Source organism: Mucilaginibacter sp. UR6-1 (assembly GCF_020880975.1).
Taxonomy (GTDB): Bacteria; Bacteroidota; Bacteroidia; order Sphingobacteriales; family Sphingobacteriaceae; genus Mucilaginibacter.
On the sequence record NZ_JAJIWP010000002.1, the window covers coordinates 689905 to 708718 of the forward strand.

Annotated in this window: 17 protein-coding genes and 1 tRNA gene; 7 read left to right on the forward strand and 11 right to left on the reverse strand. The window is 44.4% G+C overall.

Annotated elements, in window-relative coordinates:
* Positions 1-76: 76 nt before the first annotated feature.
* The 3 genes from lat to LJ707_RS08415 all read right to left on the reverse strand — a co-directional run bounded on the left by lat (position 77) and on the right by LJ707_RS08415 (position 2886).
* A complete protein-coding gene (gene lat / locus LJ707_RS08405; RefSeq protein WP_228950361.1) occupies positions 77-1408 on the reverse strand; it encodes an L-lysine 6-transaminase in 1332 nt (443 codons plus the stop codon).
* A gap of 140 nt (positions 1409-1548) precedes the next feature.
* A complete protein-coding gene (locus tag LJ707_RS08410) occupies positions 1549-2439 on the reverse strand; it encodes a 1-aminocyclopropane-1-carboxylate deaminase/D-cysteine desulfhydrase (RefSeq protein WP_370632384.1) in 891 nt (296 codons plus the stop codon).
* Positions 2440-2526: 87 nt separating this feature from the next.
* On the reverse strand, positions 2527-2886 hold the full coding sequence (locus LJ707_RS08415; protein ID WP_228950362.1) for a hypothetical protein: 360 nt from the start codon (positions 2884-2886) through the stop codon (positions 2527-2529).
* Between the two features lie 125 nt (positions 2887-3011).
* Between LJ707_RS08415 and LJ707_RS08420 the strand changes: the two genes are divergently transcribed.
* Positions 3012-4055, forward strand: coding sequence for an RluA family pseudouridine synthase (locus tag LJ707_RS08420; RefSeq protein ID WP_228950363.1), 1044 nt, complete (start codon positions 3012-3014; stop codon positions 4053-4055).
* 71 nt (positions 4056-4126) lie between these two features.
* Entirely contained in the window at positions 4127-4960 is an 834-nt protein-coding gene (locus tag LJ707_RS08425; RefSeq protein ID WP_228950364.1) for an aminotransferase class IV, read from the forward strand.
* Positions 4961-4963: 3 nt separating this feature from the next.
* Here LJ707_RS08425 and LJ707_RS08430 read toward each other — a convergent pair whose 3' ends face one another.
* On the reverse strand, positions 4964-6184 hold the full coding sequence (locus LJ707_RS08430; RefSeq protein WP_228950365.1) for an FtsX-like permease family protein: 1221 nt from the start codon (positions 6182-6184) through the stop codon (positions 4964-4966).
* Positions 6185-6190: 6 nt separating this feature from the next.
* On the opposite strand from LJ707_RS08430, the gene LJ707_RS08435 reads away from it, so the two are divergent.
* Both LJ707_RS08435 and fmt read left to right on the forward strand, forming a co-directional pair.
* A complete protein-coding gene (locus tag LJ707_RS08435) occupies positions 6191-7519 on the forward strand; it encodes an exo-beta-N-acetylmuramidase NamZ domain-containing protein (RefSeq protein ID WP_228950366.1) in 1329 nt (442 codons plus the stop codon).
* 86 nt (positions 7520-7605) lie between these two features.
* Complete coding sequence (fmt, locus tag LJ707_RS08440; RefSeq protein WP_228950367.1) at positions 7606-8523, forward strand: methionyl-tRNA formyltransferase; 918 nt, start codon at positions 7606-7608, stop codon at positions 8521-8523.
* 86 nt (positions 8524-8609) lie between these two features.
* Here fmt and LJ707_RS08445 read toward each other — a convergent pair whose 3' ends face one another.
* Entirely contained in the window at positions 8610-9365 is a 756-nt protein-coding gene (locus tag LJ707_RS08445) for a hypothetical protein (RefSeq protein ID WP_228950368.1), read from the reverse strand.
* Between the two features lie 117 nt (positions 9366-9482).
* Here LJ707_RS08445 and LJ707_RS08450 point away from each other — a divergent pair, with 117 nt between their 5' ends.
* Complete coding sequence (locus LJ707_RS08450) at positions 9483-10274, forward strand: DUF3050 domain-containing protein (RefSeq protein ID WP_228950369.1); 792 nt, start codon at positions 9483-9485, stop codon at positions 10272-10274.
* A 3-nt stretch (positions 10275-10277) separates the two neighbouring features.
* Here the strand turns inward: LJ707_RS08450 and LJ707_RS08455 are convergent, their stop codons facing one another.
* The 3 genes from LJ707_RS08455 to abc-f are packed head-to-tail and all read right to left on the reverse strand — an operon-like array spanning position 10278 to position 14081.
* Positions 10278-10805: an acyl-CoA thioesterase gene (locus LJ707_RS08455; RefSeq protein WP_228950370.1), complete on the reverse strand. Its 528-nt coding sequence runs from the start codon at positions 10803-10805 to the stop codon at positions 10278-10280.
* A gap of 48 nt (positions 10806-10853) precedes the next feature.
* On the reverse strand, positions 10854-12119 hold the full coding sequence (locus tag LJ707_RS08460) for a DUF5103 domain-containing protein (RefSeq protein WP_228950371.1): 1266 nt from the start codon (positions 12117-12119) through the stop codon (positions 10854-10856).
* 51 nt (positions 12120-12170) lie between these two features.
* Positions 12171-14081 carry a ribosomal protection-like ABC-F family protein gene (gene abc-f, locus LJ707_RS08465; RefSeq protein WP_228950372.1) on the reverse strand — a complete coding sequence of 637 codons (1911 nt, stop codon included), beginning with the start codon at positions 14079-14081 and terminating at the stop codon, positions 12171-12173.
* A 195-nt stretch (positions 14082-14276) separates the two neighbouring features.
* On the opposite strand from abc-f, the gene LJ707_RS08470 reads away from it, so the two are divergent.
* Positions 14277-15314, forward strand: coding sequence for a quinone-dependent dihydroorotate dehydrogenase (locus LJ707_RS08470; protein ID WP_228950373.1), 1038 nt, complete (start codon positions 14277-14279; stop codon positions 15312-15314).
* A gap of 39 nt (positions 15315-15353) precedes the next feature.
* Here the strand turns inward: LJ707_RS08470 and LJ707_RS08475 are convergent, their stop codons facing one another.
* The 3 genes from LJ707_RS08475 to LJ707_RS08485 all read right to left on the reverse strand — a co-directional run bounded on the left by LJ707_RS08475 (position 15354) and on the right by LJ707_RS08485 (position 16429).
* Positions 15354-15524: a spore protein gene (locus LJ707_RS08475; RefSeq protein WP_228950374.1), complete on the reverse strand. Its 171-nt coding sequence runs from the start codon at positions 15522-15524 to the stop codon at positions 15354-15356.
* 35 nt (positions 15525-15559) lie between these two features.
* A tRNA-Cys gene (locus LJ707_RS08480) sits at positions 15560-15630 on the reverse strand.
* Between the two features lie 49 nt (positions 15631-15679).
* Complete coding sequence (locus LJ707_RS08485; RefSeq protein WP_228950375.1) at positions 15680-16429, reverse strand: RNA methyltransferase; 750 nt, start codon at positions 16427-16429, stop codon at positions 15680-15682.
* On the opposite strand from LJ707_RS08485, the gene LJ707_RS08490 reads away from it, so the two are divergent.
* Positions 16420-18813 (forward strand): BamA/TamA family outer membrane protein, encoded by a 2394-nt coding sequence (locus tag LJ707_RS08490; RefSeq protein ID WP_228950376.1) that lies wholly within the window; start codon positions 16420-16422, stop codon positions 18811-18813. The two genes, LJ707_RS08485 and LJ707_RS08490, sit on opposite strands and share 10 nt — an antisense overlap.
* Position 18814: the final 1 nt, after the last annotated feature.

Sequence of the window (18814 nt, forward strand, 5' to 3'; positions counted from 1 at the left end):
TTATAGTATTTTTAACACAAAAAAAGCGCCTTTTTAGTATCAAAAAGGCGCTTGTAGCAATATTATTACACTAATATTATATGTGGCTACATATTTTTTCGAGCACTTGTAAGCCTTTGTCAATATCGTTTTGTTGAATGATTAACGATGGCCTGAAGCGTATGGTACGCTCACCGCAACCTAAAAACATCACATCATGGTCAAGCCCTTGTTGTAAAAAATCATTCCGGGTTTCCTGGTCCGGAAAATCAAAGGCGGTAAGTAATCCCTTGCCGCGTATGTTGCTGATTGCAGACGTTTTTTCGGCAATACGGGTCAGTTGTTCCTGCAAATAACCGCCCACATTAGCCGCATGGCCGCATAGGTCATCTTCTTCAATGATCTCCAGTATCTTGGTGGCGCGCACCATATCGGTAAGGCTGCCGCCCCAGGTAGAGTTTAGCCGCGATGAGGTATTGAACGTATTATGCTCCACCTCGTCAATACGGGAGCCGGCAAGGATGCCGCATATCTGCATCTTTTTACCAAAGGCTATAATGTCAGGCCGGGCGTTTTCTCCAAAATGCTCGTGGCACCAAAATTTGCCTGTGAGGCCAACCCCTGTTTGCACTTCATCGTATATCAGCAGGGCTTCGTACTCGTCGGCAAGCCGGCGCAATTGTTCGGCAAACTCCTTACGCATATGGTTGTCGCCGCCCTCGGCTTGTACAGGTTCAACAATTATAGCGCATATATCATCCTTATTATCTTCAAAAGCCTTGCGTATTTGCGCTACCGAAGCCGCTTCACGCTCCAAAACACCATCTATAGCGGCATCAGTAAGCGGGTAGGTAACATACGGAAATGATACCCTCGGCCAATCAAACTTAGCAAACCATTTGGTTTTTACCGCCTGGGTGTTGGTAAGGCTAAGCGTATAGCCCGAACGGCCGTGAAAAGCATGTTCAAAATGCAGTACCTTGTGGCCTTTTTCATGTGTATAACCACGGGCAAAGTTTTTTTGTACCTTCCAGTCCATTGCCGCCTTTAAGGCATTTTCAATAGCCAGCGCGCCTCCCGAAATAAAGAAGGCATGCGGCAGGTAATCGGGTATACCAACGCGGGCAAAAGTGCTTACAAACTGGGCGTATTGCTCTGTATAAATATCCGAGTTTGATGGGTTGGTAAGCGCGGCCAACAGCAGGTTCTTTTTAAACTCCTCATCGCCCAGCATCTTGGGGTGGTTATATCCTAAAGGAACAGAGGCGAAGCAGGAAAAAAAGTCAAGGAGTGTGCGCTTATTTTTTGAGTCGTAAATATGCACGCCCCGGCTTTTTTCCATATCAAAAGTAAGGTCGAAACCATCGGCCAGAATATGTTTAGCCAAAACGTTGTGCACGTTTTCAGGAGGTACTTCTAAATGATACATAACTTAGTAGGTTTATAAGCAAACTTACTAAAAAGGGCTAAATAATGAAATTTAAGCGGTTTTTGAACCGATAGCTTAAAAAGTAAGTTTAAATTGTTTAAACCTGTATTTTATACCGGATGATGATATGGTACACGGTTTCAGAACTTATTTTTCATCCCCAATATGCCCATTAAGCCGCCGGAGTGTATGGCAAGTATACGGCTGCCCGGAGTAAACTTTGCCTGCCTTATCATATCAAACAAAGCATATATCATCTTCCCGGTATACACAGGCTCTATCATGATACCGGTTTGTGAAGTGAATAATTTTACAAATTCAATAAGTTCGGGTGTGGTTTTGGCGTAGCCGCCAAAGTGGTATTGGGTATGCAGGTGGTATGGCGCCGGGTTATCAAGATATTTATCAATATCAGCCCTTAAAAACTCAGCGCCTTTTAAGGCCGCTATCGCATGAAATTCGGTATCAAGCTTATGTTTTTGTAAGCCATTAATAATGCCTGCCGCCGTAGTGCCGGTACCGCAAGCGCAAAACAAATGGTTAAAGGTAAAGGGTAGTTCATCAACCAGTTCGCTGCAACCTAATGCGGCTTCGGGCGATGCGCCGCCTTCGTCAATAAATATGGCATCTTTATCATTTGCAAAATGGCGGTCAAAAAGTGCGTTTTTATCACGATAGCTTTCACGATCAGTAAATATTAGTTGCATACCATGCAGGCGGCATAAAAAAAGGGTATCATTCTCCACCTCTTCGCCGCGCACAAAGCCTGTAGCCTTAAACCCGAATTTTGCCGCTGCGGCAGCCGTTGCCAATAAATGATTGGAGTAGGCACCGCCAAAGGTAACCAGGTGGTGTTTTTTTTCGGCTTGCGCGCGCCTGAGTAAATATTTTAACTTACGCCACTTATTGCCAGATATAAGCGGATGGATCATATCGTCGCGCTTTATAAATACCTCAACACCATATTCAGTAAATAAGGGCAGCTTTACCTGTTGTAGCGGACTAAATATATCCAGATCCAAATTCATCATATTGCATACGGCTTAACCGTATGCAATATTAGCCATACAAACCGTTATTTGTACCAAAAAGCTCAGATACATCAGCGTAAATAAATATTATTCTTCGCCAACAAACTGTATTATCAGTCGGGCCTTATCAATGGTAAAGTACCATTTAACCTGATCCTCTTGGTACATGTTGTGTTTATTAGAGTGGTAAGAATGCTCAAGCGCAAAACTGCAAAGCATGGTACCTGCTAAACTCTTCAGGTCAAAACTTACTTCATCTATCAAAACGTGAGATATTTCAGGCAGATCGCTTGTATCGTAGCGGTAATAAAGGCAACTGGTTTGTAATACTTCATTGTTTTCCTCATCCAGGAAAATACCTTTAATGAAATCCTCTGCACCGGTTTTTTTGTTCAATAATTTGCTCAAATAATCTTCTGATACAGAGATCGTAAATTCTTCTTTCATGTGATGATGGTTAAGATAATTGGTTAAATAAACACTTAATTTTACGGTAACATAAACTTTAAGGTTACATTATCCCAAAAATGAACAAGTAACATTATCGTTAAAAAAGGCTTACTTTTGCGCAAATGGCCGAAGATATAGAACTCATAGAACAGGAAGAGCAGGATTTGTACGAACACCTGCGCATAGTGGTTGATAAAGGTCAATCGCTGTTGCGTATTGATAAGTTTTTGATGCACCGTGTTGAGAACGCCTCACGCAACCGCATACAAAACGCTATTGACCTGGGTAACGTGCTTGTTAATGATAAGCCTATTAAATCGAGCTATAAGGTTAAGCCGCTGGATGTTATATCGGTAGTGTTGCCGCATCCGCCGCGCGATACCGAGGTTTACCCTGAGGACCTGCCTATTAATATTGTTTACGAGGATGATGACGTGCTGATAGTGAACAAAGAACCGGGCATGGTGGTTCATCCAGGTTATAATAATTATACAGGTACCCTGGTTAACGCGCTGGTACATCACTTTCAGCAACTGCCAACCATGCCGGGTAACGACGGCCGCCCGGGCCTGATACACCGTATTGATAAGGATACCTCGGGCTTGCTGGTGATCAGCAAAAATGAGCGCTCCATGAACTATCTGGCCAAACAGTTTTTTGACCATACCATTTACCGGAGGTACATTGCCCTTGTTTGGGGCGATATTGCCGAGGACGGCACCGTTACCGGATATATTGGCCGCAGCCATAGCGACAGGCGCGTTATGAGCGTATATGATGACGAGGAAAAAGGTAAATGGTCGGTAACGCACTACAAGGTATTAGAGCGTTTAGGCTATGTTACGCTGATAGAATGCCAGCTTGAAACCGGGCGCACCCACCAGATACGCGCGCACATGAAGCATATAGGGCACCCCTTATTCAGCGATGCTACTTACGGAGGTGATAAAATATTAAAGGGTACCGTTTTTACCAAATACAAGCAATTTGTTGATAATTGTTTTGCCATGATGCCCCGCCAGGCGCTGCACGCGCAATCATTAGGGTTTAAGCATCCTACACAAAAAAAGCAGGTGAGCTTTGAGGCACCCTTACCGGCTGATTTTGTATCGGTATTAGATAAATGGCGTAAGTATGTGGCCACGGCTAATCATGATAACTTGTAATTTGCCCGAAACAATCTAAGGTTATCGTTGTCTAAAAACTCATATTAAACACCAAAACGCTGCAATAGGGAATGCCTTTGTTCATCAATTTTAATGGCGAAATTGTACCGGCCGATACCAAACTGTTAACTACGGGTAATCGTGGTTTCAGGTACGGCGATGGTTTGTTTGAGAGCATGCGCCTGATGAAGGGTAAGCTTAAATTTGCCGATATGCATGCCGACCGCCTGCAACGGGGGATGAAGGCGCTTAAAATTGACAGCTACTCGCAAACGGATGCCTGGTTCCTGAAAAATAAGGCCGAAGAGCTGGCTACCCGCAATAAAGTAAAACATGCCCGCCTGCGCCTTACGGTGTACCGTGATGCTGAGGGACTATATACCCCATCACAAAATAAGATGGGCTATTGCCTGGAATTGCAGCCGCTTGATGAGCCCCGTTATTTTTTAAACGAGAAGGGCCTGATCATGGATGTTTTTACTGATTTGCCCAAACCATCCAACTACCTGTCCAATATCAAAACCTGCAACTCGCTGATTTATATAATGGCGGGCATTTATAAGGAACAGAACCGGCTGGATGATGTTTTTTTGCTGAACCAAAATGGCTACCTGTGCGAGGCCAGCAGCTCCAATATTTTTATATGGTATAACAACCACCTGTATACGCCCGCGCTTAGCGAGGGATGTGTGGAGGGCGTTATGCGCCAGGTAGTGATCAACCTGGCCAGGGTAAATAACATAGAGGTTACCGAAGCGCAGATAAACCCCGAGATATTGTACGAGGCCGACGAGGTTTTCCTCACCAATGCCGCCCGTGGCATACAATCAGTAATGGGTTTTGGGGTAAAACGCTACTTTAACCGCCTGAGCAAAGGTTTGCTTGACGAACTGAATAAACTATAAATTTTATTTAAAACGGATGGCCTTAACCGGCTGTATCTTGCTCACTAATGCCGATGGTATCAGCATAACCAGCAGGCAAATTATCAGTGTGCCGATGTTAAGCAGAATTACATCCATGGCGTTGAGCTGTACCGGTACGAATGACATGTAATAAGATGCCGGATCAAGCTTGAAAAAGTGCGTTTTAAATTGAAAAAGGCTTAGCCCCAAACCAAATATATTGCCCAGTATCAGCCCAAGTCCTATCAGGTAAAAAGCATTGTATAAAAATATTTTTTGTATGCGCCAGTTGTTAGCACCCAATGCCTTGAACATGCCTATCATGGAGGTACGCTCAAGTATCATGATGAGTAATGCCGATATCATGTTTATCACCGCCACTACCAGCATCAGTACCAGCATTACACGGGCGTTAACATCAAGCAGTTTAAGCCATTCAAATATAGTAGGGTAGTTTTGCTGTATGGTGTATGATTTGAGGCGTACAGGTATCACCGTATCTAAAAACTCATCGGCATAAGCCAGTTTATCAAAGTTAGCTATGCGTACTTCATATCCGCCTATTTCGTTGCTTTCCCAATTGTTTAAACGCTGTATAAGCGCCAGACTGCCGATAACAAAGGTTTTATCAACCTCATCAACCCCTGAGCTGTAAATGCCGCTGATGGATAGTTTACGCTTACGCAGCGGCTCCTGCACAAAATACATCAGTATATCATCACCCACCTTTAGTTTGAGCCTGTCGGCCGTATGGCGCGATACGATGATCTGCTCGTTGGCTTTAACCGAATCACTAAAATCAATCACTTTACCCTCAAGCAAGGTTTTATTAAAAACATGCCAGTCGTACGTTTTATCAACGCCCTTCAGTACAATACCTTCTATTTCGTCATTGGCCTTTATAATGGCGGGTTTTGTGGCAAAGGGTTTTATGCTGACGATCTGTTTATCCTTTAATGCTTGTTTTACAAAGCTGTCGTCCTTAACAAAAGGAGAATTCTCGTACGAGTTGTTCAGATCAAACTTTACCACCTGCATATCGCCGGCAAAGCCGCGGATTTTTTCGCGTATTTCCTGCTTAAAGCCTTTTACAATGGCTATTGAAAGTATCATCACCCCCAGGCCGAGCATAATACCCACCACGGCAATACGCACAATCAGTTTTGAGAACGTACGTTTGGACGTAAAGGTGATGCGGCCGGCAATAAACGACGAAAAATTCAAAGCAGTATGATTTTTGTAACTTCGCAAATATGCGGTTTTACCGCTAAAAAACGTTTACTTAATTACCATAAGAAAAACATACGTATGATACATACCACCATTTTATTACGTTTAGCCACAACCGGTATGCTGCTGGGTGCTACCACCTGCGGCCAGCCATCAACAGAAAGCAATACAACTGTTGCCAAAACAGATACCATTGCGGTAAGCGGCAACGCCCCGGCAAAAATTGTTACCGCTGCCAACCGCACCGAAGCTTACATCGATCAGCTTAAAGGTAAAAATGTGGGTATGCTGATCAATCAAACATCTATTATAGGTACAGCAGGCAAGCTTACGGTTGATAGCTTGCTTAAAAGGGGCATCAACATTAAAAAAATATTTGGCCCCGAGCATGGTTTCAGGGGTAATGCCGCCAACGGTGCAAAAGTGGGTGACGAGGTAGACCAGTCGACAGGTTTGCCGGTTGTATCACTTTACGGCAAGCATTATAAACCTACCGCCGAGGATTTTAAGGGTATTGACCTGATGGTGTTTGATATTCAGGATGTAGGTACGCGCTTTTATACCTACATATCAACCCTGCATTACGTAATGGAGGCTTGTGCCGAAAATAATATACCACTGATGGTGCTTGACAGGCCTAACCCAAACGGATTTATCATAGACGGGCCAATTATGGAGCCTGCCTATAAATCTTTTGTGGGAATGCACCCTATACCTATCAGTCATGGCATGACGATGGGCGAGTACGCCCAAATGATAAACGGCGAAAAGTGGCTGAACAAAGGTGTACAATGCGAATTAAAAATAGTGAAGATGACGGGCTATACCCATCAGTCGGATTATACCTTGCCCGTACATCCGTCGCCCAACCTCAATACGCAGCAATCCATATTGCTTTATCCGAGCACCTGCTTGTTTGAAGGTACTACATTTAGTTTGGGCAGGGGCACACCATTCCCATTCCAGGTGGCGGGGCACCCGTTGCTGAGGGGTAAATTCAATTTTTCATTTACGCCGGTTAGTATCCCGGGGGTGAGTGATAACCCGCCGCAAAAGGGCAATACCTGTTATGGTATCGATCTTCAAAAATATGACGCATCGGTATTCAAAAAAACAGGTAAGCTGAATTTAACCTGGCTGATAGATATGTACAAGGCCTTTCCGGACAAGACTAAGTTTTTTAACGCCTACTTTTTAAAATTAACGGGTACCAAAAAACTACAGCAACAAATTGAGGCCGGTAAAACCGAAGCTGTGATTCGGGCAAGCTGGGAGCCGGGGCTGAGTAAGTTTAAAGAGATGCGAAAAAAATATTTGCTGTACCCGTAAAATGGCATAAAACTGAACATTGGCTATAAAACATTTACACGCTTTGTTTATTTTTATACGATACATCTAAAAAGAGGACAAATACCATGAGAATTGTATTTATGGGCACGCCGCAATTTGCAGTAGCATCATTAGACGCTTTAATAACAGCCGGTTGCGATATTGTGGCCGTAGTTACCGCGCCTGATAAGCCTGCCGGTCGCGGTCAAAAAATTAATGAAAGTGCCGTAAAGCAATATGCCGTAGCCAATGGTATAAAGGTGTTGCAGCCCGAAAAGTTAAAGAGCCCTGAGTTTTTAGAGCAGCTTGCCGCCCTCAAGGCCGATTTGCAGGTAGTGGTGGCTTTCCGCATGTTGCCCGGGGTGGTGTGGAGTATGCCCGCCAAAGGAACCATAAACCTGCATGCCTCGCTGTTGCCGCAATACCGTGGCGCCGCGCCAATAAACTGGGTACTTATAAACGGCGAAAAGGAAACCGGTGTTACCACCTTTTTTTTAAAGCATGAGATAGATACCGGCGACGTACTGTTCACCGAAAAAATAACCCTTACCGGCCAGGAAACCGCAGGTGAACTGCATGACCGCCTGATGAACAAAGGAGCAGGTTTGCTGGTAAAAACGGTTAAGGCTATTGAAAGCGGCCGTTACCATGAACACCCTCAGCACCAGTTAACAACAGGCGAAGAGCTGCAACATGCCCCAAAGCTCACTAAAGAGCTGGGCGCTATAGACTGGACACAACCTGTGCTTAAAATATATAACCTGATACGCGGCCTTAGCCCCACACCAACGGCTTATACCACACTTAACGGTAAGGTGTTAAAAATATTTAATGCTGAATATACTGAAACAGAACCCGGCATACAACCCGGCGGCTTTTTAACCGATAATAAAACCAGCTTTAAATTTGCCGGCCCCGATGGCTTCATCAGCGTGACAGATGTACAACTGGAAGGCAAAAAACGCATGAACATCGAGGAGTTTTTGCGAGGGGTAAGGCTGTAAAAGATTATACAGATGAATTTAAATAAAAGCGGCAGGTAAAGTAATTACCTGCCGCTTTTATTTAATATAAGTTAAGTATTTCAAAATCAAGATCCGGTACGCTCTTCAACCTCTGTATCACCGTACATGGGCAATACTTTTGCTTCCTCCCTTAAATGTTTCAGGCGTTTTTTCATATAGGTAAAACCATTGAGGCGATAGATGAACAGGAAAATAAATGAGGTGGCTATAGCGCCGAAGGTATGCCATAAAAAATGCGTACCCATGGGCAGCAATGCCTCGGTATCCACTATACGGAAGAACAAGGCAAAGCCAAAGCTCACAAAGGCCGCCGCTACTAATATTCCGTTTCGCCAGCGGGTTTTTATCAGCAACATAAGCAATGGCAACACTATCATCATTACCATAACGCCATAATTTATGCTGAACATAATATGCTTATCATAAGCCATATACAATTGGCGCAGGCCAACCTCAACCAGACCAAAAGCCACCACCGCTATAGCGGCAGATTGCCACTTGCCCGTAACTTTGATGATAAAGAACATGCTGGCCAGCATACACAATAAGGCGATAGGCACCCAATCCAGGTACATAAAAAACCGCCATTGCCTGAAGCCATGGTAAACCGTGCTGCCTATACAGCCGGTAAGCATCAGCATGGTGGCTATGCTTAAAAAGGCATGTTGCTTGTTAAAGCCTTTTAATTTTATAAGCCAGTATATTCCGGGTATTAAAAACAGGGCAGACGAAACCATGTTCCACGGCTCGGGAAAAAGGTTGTGCATATTGGTTTCAGTATACAGGGCTGAACCATCGGCAGGTAAAATATCTGTCAGCATGTAAAGGCAATTTTTATATCTCAACACAGCATTTAAAAAAATGTTGTGCGAATATCTAATTTATCACCATCAGGAATAATGACAAACGAAAAATAATTCAGATGTTAATTTTGCGGCATGAAGCACCAGGAAAGGATAGAACAGTTAAAGCAGGCTATAGCGCCCCTGCGCGGGCAATTGATAGATCATGAGTTATATATGCAGATGCAAAATGCTGATGATCTGCGTATTTTTATGGAGCATCATGTTTTTGCCGTTTGGGATTTTATGTCGCTTTTAAAAGCATTGCAGCAAAAGTTAACCTGTACCAATGTGCCCTGGGTGCCTGTGGGCAGCGCCAATACCCGTTACCTGATTAACGAAATTGTTACCGGCGAAGAAAGCGATATTGACCAGCATGGTAACCGCATAAGCCACTTTGAGCTTTACCTGCAAGCCATGGAACAGGCCGGTTTTAACATACAGCCTGTAAATAACCTGTTGCAGCAATTAGCGCAGGGTAAAAATGTTAATGATGCGTTAACTGCCTATGGTATACCATCCGCAGCCGCTCAGTTTGTAAAACACACGTTTGATGTAATAGCTACCCGGCAGGAATACCTGATAGCAGCCGTATTCACCTTTGGCCGTGAGGATTTGATACCGGGCATGTTCATCAGCATGGTTAAGCAAATAAGCAACAGCGCGCCGGGCAGGATAGATACCTTTGTTTATTATCTTGAACGCCACATTGAGGTCGACGGCGATCACCACTCGCACCTGGCGTATGAAATGACAGCCGAACTTTGCGGCGATGATGATACCAAATGGCAGGCAGCTACGCAAGCGGTTAAGCAGGCATTACAAGCCCGTATCAATCTGTGGGATGGTATCCTCACCGGGATAAAGGCACTCAAACAGGAAGCGTAAGTTTTAAATATCTTTTTTGGCGGCTGTAAACAAAGCTTTAAGCTCGGTGGCATCATCAGGGTGCATACGGCCGCCAAGTATTAAACGCAGTTGCCTGCGGCGCAACGCGCCAGCGTACAGTTCCAGTTCCTTTTCGGTTTGAGGCTCAATTTCAGGCACTGCTATGGTACGTCCGTTTTCATCAAGGGCTACAAAGGTGTAGTAGGCCTCGTTGCATTTTATATTGGTGCCCGATGGCATGTTTTGTGCCCAAACATCCAGCTTAACCTCCATTGAGGTAGTGAACGCGCGGGTAACCTTGGCCTCAATATTAATTACATCGCCCAGTTTTACAGGCTGCTGAAAAGATACATTATCAACCGAGGCGGTAACCACAATACGGTTGCAATGCTTTTGCGCCGATATGGCGGCGGCAATATCCATCCAGTGCAGCAGGCGGCCCCCCATAAGGTTGTGCAGGTAATTGGTATCATTGGGTAATACCAGTTCATTCATTATGGTAAGCGAGTCTTGCGGGGTTTTTAATTTCATATTTATAATTGGCGATGGTTTGCTGCAAATATAGCAAAATACAAGCCGCTACCGGTTTTGGTTTTTGGCAGTGCTAATTTGCTGCAGGCCTGCCAGCTCTTCCCAGCGGGCACCTGGAGGGCGGTAGTAAATAAATAGCTGGTAATCATTGCCGGTTTCGTAATGGCTGCCTTCTATTACCGTATCATCCGCTTTTTTGGTGGTATTGTTAACCCATAGGTACCCGTAATCATACACACCCTGTTTTAGCTGTAGCATAGCGGTAAACCTGCCGGTAGCCGCATCAAATTTTAACATGCTGCCGGCATCAGGCTTAAAGTTGTTAAACCTGCCTATGATATAAGGCGTGCCATCCGCGGCGCTTTTACGGGCATCCAAACTAAAATATACCCGGGCATAGTCAGCATCAACCCGCGGGTCGCTGCCATCCTGGTTCAGTATAAAATAGTTGCCGTTATTGTCGAACTGAAACTCGTAAGGCTGCCCGTTGCGGTTAACATCGGTGTTTAATTGTACCGAAAACCCTGTATCACGATAAATGCGGTTAATACCATGCGCCCCGGCTTTTAACGATCGCATATCAAAATACCTAAACTCGTTACGACCGGGAAAATCATTAGCGTTAACATCATTATAAACCAACTGGGTGCCGCGTATGCTCATTGGCTCGCGGTTTAAAATGCCGGCATCGGCACGATAGTTTTGCATAACAATCACCCGCATATCAGTAGCCGGGTTTTGTATGCGTAGCTGGCCATAATCAACTGTAAAATTCAGTTTTTGGTTAGTTTGCCTATACTGTACGTTGTTTGATGGTACCACATTAGCCGCTACCGTTACCCGCGAATTAAGCACGTACAACTTGCGTGTAAACACCAGCTTTTGCTGATCGCCATCCTCATACACCTTTAAAATATAATTACCGGCATATTTGGGTATAATGTTGCTGTTGGGGAAGATGATCTCGTAATGCACATATTTTTGATACGTACCTGATGAATATTTATAGTTGATGATCTGATCCTCAGTAAAGCCTTGCAGGTACTCGGCAGGGGACAGGCGTGAGGAGTTCCAAAGCGCATCGCAATGCTCAAGGGTGTAGTAAAAATTACTGGTTTGGCCTGTCAGGTCATCAAAACCCAGTACCAGCTTATCGCCCGAGTTAAGGTTGATCACCGGCAGAGACCCCGCTTTACCCTGGTTATAAAGCTCAATGCTTTTTATGTTAGGGCGATATACGCTATCGGTATATTGTTGCCCAAATGCAGTTAAATAAAAAAGAAAAATAGATAAAAAAGTTACTAATCCTTTCATAGCTGCAAAAAATAAAAGCCTCCCTTTAGGGGAGGTTTGGAGGGGTGGGGCTTACTCCAACTCCAATATCTGTTCGGCCAAGCCTTCCCATTTTTCTTTCACGGCACCCAGCTCATTCTTTTTTTGCTGATAAGCTGTGTTGGTTTGCTTTAAGCGGTTTTGATCCGAATAAATTTTATCGTCGGCCAGCTCGGTCTCCAGTTTTTTTACCTCGGTTTCCAGATCAGCTATCTGCTTTTCCATTTTACCCAGATCCTGGTTCAGCTTTTTTAGTTGCTGTGCCTTATCGTCGCCCTGTTGTTTAACAGGCTCGGGCTTTTTTTCTTCCTTTTTAGGCGCAGGCGGAGCGGCCACTTTTTCAAACTTGCGTTTTGAGTTCCACTCCTCGTATTCGGCATAAGTACCAGGATAGATCTTGATCTTCTGGTCTTCAATAAACCATATCCTGTTGGCTACATTGTCAAGAAAATACCTGTCGTGCGATACCACTACAACCGTACCCTCATATTGCTGTATGGCCTGTATCAATATGTTTACCGATTGTATGTCAAGGTGGTTGGTAGGCTCATCCAGTACCAAAAAGTTGGCATCAGCGGTAAGGGCCTTGGCTAATGCCACGCGGGATTTTTCGCCACCCGACAGTACCTTGATCTTTTTAAATACATCATCACCGGTGAATAGGAACGAACCCAGTATGGTGCGCAATTCCGTATCCGTATGCTTTGGCGCGAATGATTGCAGTTCGCTCAGTATCTCGTTCTCCAGATGCAGTGATTCCAATTGGTGCTGCGCGAAGAAGGTTGTTGAAACGTTATGGCCTGTGGTTACCGTGCCGGTAAAATCCTTATCGGCATTGGCTATGATGCGCAACAGGGTTGATTTACCACGACCGTTAGCACCGATCAGGGCAATCTTGTCGCCTTTTTCAATCACGGCCTCAGCGTGATCTAAAATGTCAATAGCCGGATATTTCTTGGTGATATCCTCAAGGGTTACAACGTGCCTGCCCGATTGCTTGGAGAAACGGAAGGTGAAGTTAACCGTTGGGTTATCATCGTCCACATCGTCCACACGCTCCATTTTATCGAGCATTTTAATGCGCGATTGTGCCATTTTAGCTTTAGATGCCTTGGCACGGAAACGCTCGATCAGGCGTTCTTCCTGCCTGATTTTTGATTGCTGATTTTTGAACTCACCGCGTTGTATCTCCTCACGTAAAGATTTTTCTTCCAGGTAAAAAGAGTAATTGCCCGCATAAACAGTCAGTTTGCCCTTGCGCGATTCAACCGTACGGTTAATTACCTTATCCAAAAACCACCTATCGTGCGATACGATAATCACAGCGCCTTCAAAATCTTTCAGGTACTGCTCCAGCCATTGTATTGATGGTAGGTCAAGGTGGTTGGTAGGCTCATCCAGCAACAGTATATCCGGTGCCTGTAATAAAATTTTAGCCAGCATAACGCGCATGCGCCATCCACCCGAAAAGGTGCTCAGCTTGCGGTGCGTATCAGCCTCGCTAAAACCTAAACCCGCTAAAATTTCGTGGGCTTTGTATTCAATATTGTAACCGTCAAGCGCCTCAAATTCGGTTTGCTTGTCGCTTAGTTTGTGTAATAAGTCTTCGCTGTAATCTGTTTCCAGTTTTTTGAGGAGGTTCTCAATTTCGGTATGTAACTGGTTCTGGCGCTCAAAAGCCTCCATTGCCACATGCAGAATATTTTTCTCCGACGCGTACGATAGCAGATCCTGGTTAAGGTAACCAAGCGTAAGATCCTTAGCCATTGATATGGTGCCGGATGTAGGCTTGTATTCGCCCACAATCATGCGCAGCAGCGTGGTTTTGCCCGTACCGTTAGCGCCTATCAGGCCTATTTTTTCACCGGGTTTAATATGCCAGTTAGCCTCGTCATACAATTTCCTTGCACCTATCTCAAACGTCAGATTATTTATTGCGATCATTTGCGCGCAAAGATACGATTTTTGAGGCAGTCTACAGCAGAAAGCTGAAATACCAAAGCTGAAAGCTTTTTAAGTTTTAGAAAGCCTTTTAGCCAACCCATAAGTTAAGCTTTTAGATATAGCTTTCAGCTTTGGTCTTTTAGCTTTCTGCTATCTTCCCTTTCAGCTTAAACCATAATACAATACCTTTGCGGCATGTATAGTTTACTTAAACCATTGCTGTTTCAGTTCGACCCGGAGAAGGTGCATTATTTTGTTACCCGCAACTTGCGGAGGGTTAATAATTTTCCGGGTGGAGCAGCCCTGAGCCGTGCCGCATGGGATATGAAGGATCTGCGGTTGGAAAAAGAGGTATTCGGCTTAAAATTTATCAATCCTGTTGGCCTTGCTGCCGGGTTTGATAAAAACGGCGAAGTAATAAGCGAGATGGCCAACCTGGGCTTCGGCTTTGTTGAGGTGGGTACAGTAACACCGTTGCCGCAGCCGGGTAACCCTAAGCCTCGTATGTTCCGCCTGCCGCCCGATGAGGCGCTGATTAACCGCATGGGTTTCAATAACCTGGGCGTTGATGTGGTTGCCGCACGTTTAGCTGCCTATCGCAAAAACCGGCCGAAAGGGCAGGAGGGGGTTATTATTGGTGGTAACATCGGCAAAAATAAAGTTACCCCTAATGAGGATGCCGTAAGCGATTATATAAAGTGTTTTGACAGGCTTTTTGATGTGGTTGATTATTTTGTAGTGAACGTAAGCTCGCCAAATACACCCGGCCTGCGTGCCCTGCAGGAAAAAGAGCCGCTGATGCACATCCTGAATACGCTGCAACAGCGCAATAATAAAAATGGTATCAGCAGACCGATATTGCTAAAAATAGCACCTGATTTGACTGATGACCAGCTAAACGATATTGTAGAGATAGTAACCGAAACCAAAATAGCAGGCGTTATTGCCACCAATACCACGATCAGCCGTGATGGGTTAACCGGAAAATATAAAGGTGAAGCCGGCGGTTTAAGCGGTAAACCACTAACCAAACGCTCAACCGAAGTGATCGCTTACCTGCATAAAAAATCAAACGGCGCATTCCCCATTATCGGGGTAGGTGGTATCCATTCGGCTGATGATGCTATGGAGAAGCTGAACGCCGGGGCATCATTAGTGCAATTATATACCGGCTTTATTTACGAGGGGCCGGGATTGATAAAGCGTATCAACAAAAAAATCCTGTCGGTATAAACCAACAGGATTTTTTTGTTTAAATAAGATCTTAATTGCTTATTTGCTCAGGCTTGCTAAAACTTCGTTGTTTTTAGCTAACTGATCTTTAGTTGATTGAGCTGAACGGCTGCCTGGTTGCAGGTTAGTAGCCAGTTTCAGGAATTGAACTTCCAAACGTGAGAAAGTTTTATTTCTTCTATCTTTTCTTTTTAAACGAGTAACGCCCATGATACTTAATTTTTTAATACTTTAATAATCCTGTGAGGTCGGGAGCGGATTCGAACCGCTGTAAAAGGTTTTGCAGACCTCTGCCTAGCCACTCGGCCACCCGACCATTTTTTAAGGAACGCAAAAGTAGCAAATATTTTTGTTGACTACCAACTTTATTTAAATGTATTTCTTTTTATTTCTGAACAAAATATGGCAGTGGCTATGCCAACGTTCAGTGATTCAGCCTGCCCGGCCCTTGGTATGGTTACCGCTTTTTGTATCAGCTTCTCAACCGATGGCCTTATACCGTTGCCCTCATTACCCATTACAATGAGGCCTTCGCTGCCAAATTGGGTTTCGTAAATGTTTTTTCCGTTAAATAAAGCGCCGAAAACCGGCATTTGCACACGCTGTAAAAAAGGTTCTATATCAATATAATGTACATATACGCGCGATAGCGAACCCATGCTTGCCTGTACTACCTTGGGGTTATAGGCATCAACCGTATCTGCCGAGCAAATAATATCGGTAATGCCAAACCAATCGGCCGTGCGGATGATGGTACCCAGATTGCCGGGGTCCTGTATGCCATCTAAAACGATTGAAAACTTTTTGCTTAACGTTTGGTTATTAAGTGCGGGCCATTCAGGTATCTTTACCAGTGCAACAACATCCTGCGGTGTTTTTAAAGCGCTGATCTTTTCCAGATCGTTCAATGATATTTGCTGACAGTTTATTTTTTGGGATAAATTCAGCAATTTTGGGTCGGATGTGTACGTTTGGAAAACGGTATCAACCTGGTATGCCGAATTGGCGAATTCATTTACCGATTTGTGGCCCTCAACAAGGAACAGGCCATGCTCGGTACGAAACTTTTTATGTTGTAAGGACTTTAATAAATTGATCTGAGATTTTGAAAGCATACATTCACCCTGCTAAATATCACCTTACAATATTAACTATTCTTTTGCTCATAATAGGCTCGGGTTGCAGTTTAACCCGTAAACTTAAAGATGATCAGGCACTTGTACGCAAGGTAACCATACAGGGTGTTGATGATGATTTTAAGGATCTGGCACATAATTATGTGGATAAGGAGCAGCAGCCCAATAACTGGCTTAACCTGCAGTTTTATTACCTGTTCAGTAAAAATGGTAAAAAAAACATCGGTGAGCCCCCGGCGATACTTGATAGCAGTTTGGTAGAATATTCGCGCTTGCAGATAGAGAAGTTTTTGCAGAACAAGGGTTACCTTAAAGCAAAGGTTAGCGATAGCATCCACATAAAAAATAAAAAGGCCGAACTGATATTTACCGCCCAGCAGGGGCCAATGTTCAAGGTGCGCAACTATACTGACAGTATTGGTGATCGCCGCATACGCTCGTTGTATGAAGGGTATAAAGGTAAGGCACACGTTAAGCAGGGCAGCCGTTTTGACAGGGATAGCCTGGCTTATGACCGTGATGAGCTGTATACCGTGATGAAGCGTAATGGTTATTACGATTTTTACCGCCAGTACATCAGCTACGATTATGATTCGACATACAACAATAGCGTGGTTGATGTAAAGGTGATCATTGATAATCCGCCTGGCAGGAATGAGCACCCGATATATAAAATTAATAATACGCTGATCACTATCGCCCGCAGCACGGGGCGCACCACGGGGCAAGCGGATACCTTGCAGGTTGACTCGCAGTTCAGGTTTGTTGATTACTCGGGCAGGTTTAAACCACGTACGGTAACTGATTATATATTCCAGAAAAAAGGAGAGTTGTATAATATCGACAGGCAACAGCTAACAACAGCCCGCCTTTCAGAGCTCAACGTTTTTCGTAACGTGCCCAACCCAACCTACACCAAACTGGCCGACAGCAGCAACAGGCTGGATACCCGTATAGATATTATTCCGCTGAAACGGATGAATGACCGTATTGAGGGAGAGTTTTTGTTTAGCAGTGGCAGGTATGGTTATAACATTGGTAACACGTTTACCAATCGTAACATGTTTAAGCAGGCAGCCACTTTGCAGCTTAAAATAAACTGGAGCGTATTGTTTGATAATGGTAGTAATTCAGCATCGCGCGGAAGCATCGAGAACCAGGATTTTAAGGTGGGCCTTAGCCTTAGCTATCCGAGGTTGATATTGCCTTTTAAAGCGCCTATATTGGGTAAATACGGTGTGCCGCACACCACCTTTGCCAGTAATTACCAGTTGTTCTATCAAAAAGGCCTGGTTAAGCGCCAAAGCTTTGTAAACTCCATTACCTACGATTTTTTTGAAACACCGGATAAACGCCACACCATTACGCCGCTGTTTATTGAATTTTCGCGCGGTACAATTGACCCGAACGCATATAGGTTGTTGTTGAGCCAAAACAGGTTCTCATATATCTACCTTATCGGCCGTACCATATTAACCTCGGGCAGCCAGTATACTTATCAGCTTAATGCCAATAAACTGAACTGGCTTACTGATTTTCTTTACTTTAGGGGGAGCCTTGATGTAGGCGGTAATGCTTTTAGTTTATTAAGCCATTTGTTTAATACCAAGGCTGACAGTACCGGCAGGCGCACCATGTTTGGCTATACTTACGCGCAGTATGCTAAAACAGAGATAGACCTGCGTTTTTACCGCACCTTTACACACGAGCGCCAATTCATCTTCCGGATAAACCCGGGTGTTGGTATACCCTATGGCAATAGCAGTGAGCTGATATTTGAGAGGAATTTTTATGCCGGTGGTGCTAATGATATCCGTGCATGGCTGCCGCGCACGCTTGGCCCCGGCCAGTTTAACAGGGCCAGTTATGGCAGCAGTACCCTGTCTGATACCCTGCGGAGCCAGCTAAAGTATATTGACCAGGTGGGTGAAGTTAAAATAATTGGCAATGCCGAGTACCGCTATTTGCTGGCAAATAACTTTTTTGGATCAAAGTTAAAGGGTGCTTTCTTTATGGATTTTGGTAACGTTTGGCGTTTAAAAAAGCAGGAAGATAGCCCCAATGGTGAGTTTAAATTAGGCAACCTGTGGAATTCAACAGCCATAGGTATTGGTACCGGCTTACGTTTTGACCTACAGTTCTTTGTATTCAGGTTTGATATCGGCTTCAAGTTTAAGGATCCGCAGTTTACCGGTTCAGACCAATGGGTAGTGCTTAAACATGGCGACGAACTATTTCGTACCGGCGATTTTAAACGGGCTTACAAAGAAGCCAACAAAACCGGGGTTGATAAAGATGGTAACATTCTTGGCGATGGTTATAGCTTTATGCAACTTAACTTTGGTGTCGGGCTGCCTTTCTAAT

Bases quoted from the DNA above. Each gene is read 5' to 3' on its own strand.
- LJ707_RS08410 (WP_370632384.1), bottom strand. From the start codon at position 2,439: ATGATGAATTTGGATCTGGATATATTTAGTCCGCTACAACAGGTAAAG.
- abc-f (WP_228950372.1), bottom strand. From the start codon at position 14,081: ATGATCGCAATAAATAATCTGACGTTTGAGATAGGTGCAAGGAAATTG.
- LJ707_RS08450 (WP_228950369.1), top strand. From the start codon at position 9,483: ATGAAGCACCAGGAAAGGATAGAACAGTTAAAGCAGGCTATAGCGCCC.
- LJ707_RS08435 (WP_228950366.1), top strand. From the start codon at position 6,191: ATGATTTTTGTAACTTCGCAAATATGCGGTTTTACCGCTAAAAAACGT.
- LJ707_RS08445 (WP_228950368.1), bottom strand. From the start codon at position 9,365: ATGCTGACAGATATTTTACCTGCCGATGGTTCAGCCCTGTATACTGAA.
- LJ707_RS08455 (WP_228950370.1), bottom strand. From the start codon at position 10,805: ATGAAATTAAAAACCCCGCAAGACTCGCTTACCATAATGAATGAACTG.
- lat (WP_228950361.1), bottom strand. From the start codon at position 1,408: ATGTATCATTTAGAAGTACCTCCTGAAAACGTGCACAACGTTTTGGCT.
- LJ707_RS08415 (WP_228950362.1), bottom strand. From the start codon at position 2,886: ATGAAAGAAGAATTTACGATCTCTGTATCAGAAGATTATTTGAGCAAA.
- LJ707_RS08420 (WP_228950363.1), top strand. From the start codon at position 3,012: ATGGCCGAAGATATAGAACTCATAGAACAGGAAGAGCAGGATTTGTAC.
- LJ707_RS08425 (WP_228950364.1), top strand. From the start codon at position 4,127: ATGCCTTTGTTCATCAATTTTAATGGCGAAATTGTACCGGCCGATACC.
- LJ707_RS08470 (WP_228950373.1), top strand. From the start codon at position 14,277: ATGTATAGTTTACTTAAACCATTGCTGTTTCAGTTCGACCCGGAGAAG.
- LJ707_RS08460 (WP_228950371.1), bottom strand. From the start codon at position 12,119: ATGAAAGGATTAGTAACTTTTTTATCTATTTTTCTTTTTTATTTAACT.
- fmt (WP_228950367.1), top strand. From the start codon at position 7,606: ATGAGAATTGTATTTATGGGCACGCCGCAATTTGCAGTAGCATCATTA.
- LJ707_RS08475 (WP_228950374.1), bottom strand. From the start codon at position 15,524: ATGGGCGTTACTCGTTTAAAAAGAAAAGATAGAAGAAATAAAACTTTC.
- LJ707_RS08485 (WP_228950375.1), bottom strand. From the start codon at position 16,429: ATGCTTTCAAAATCTCAGATCAATTTATTAAAGTCCTTACAACATAAA.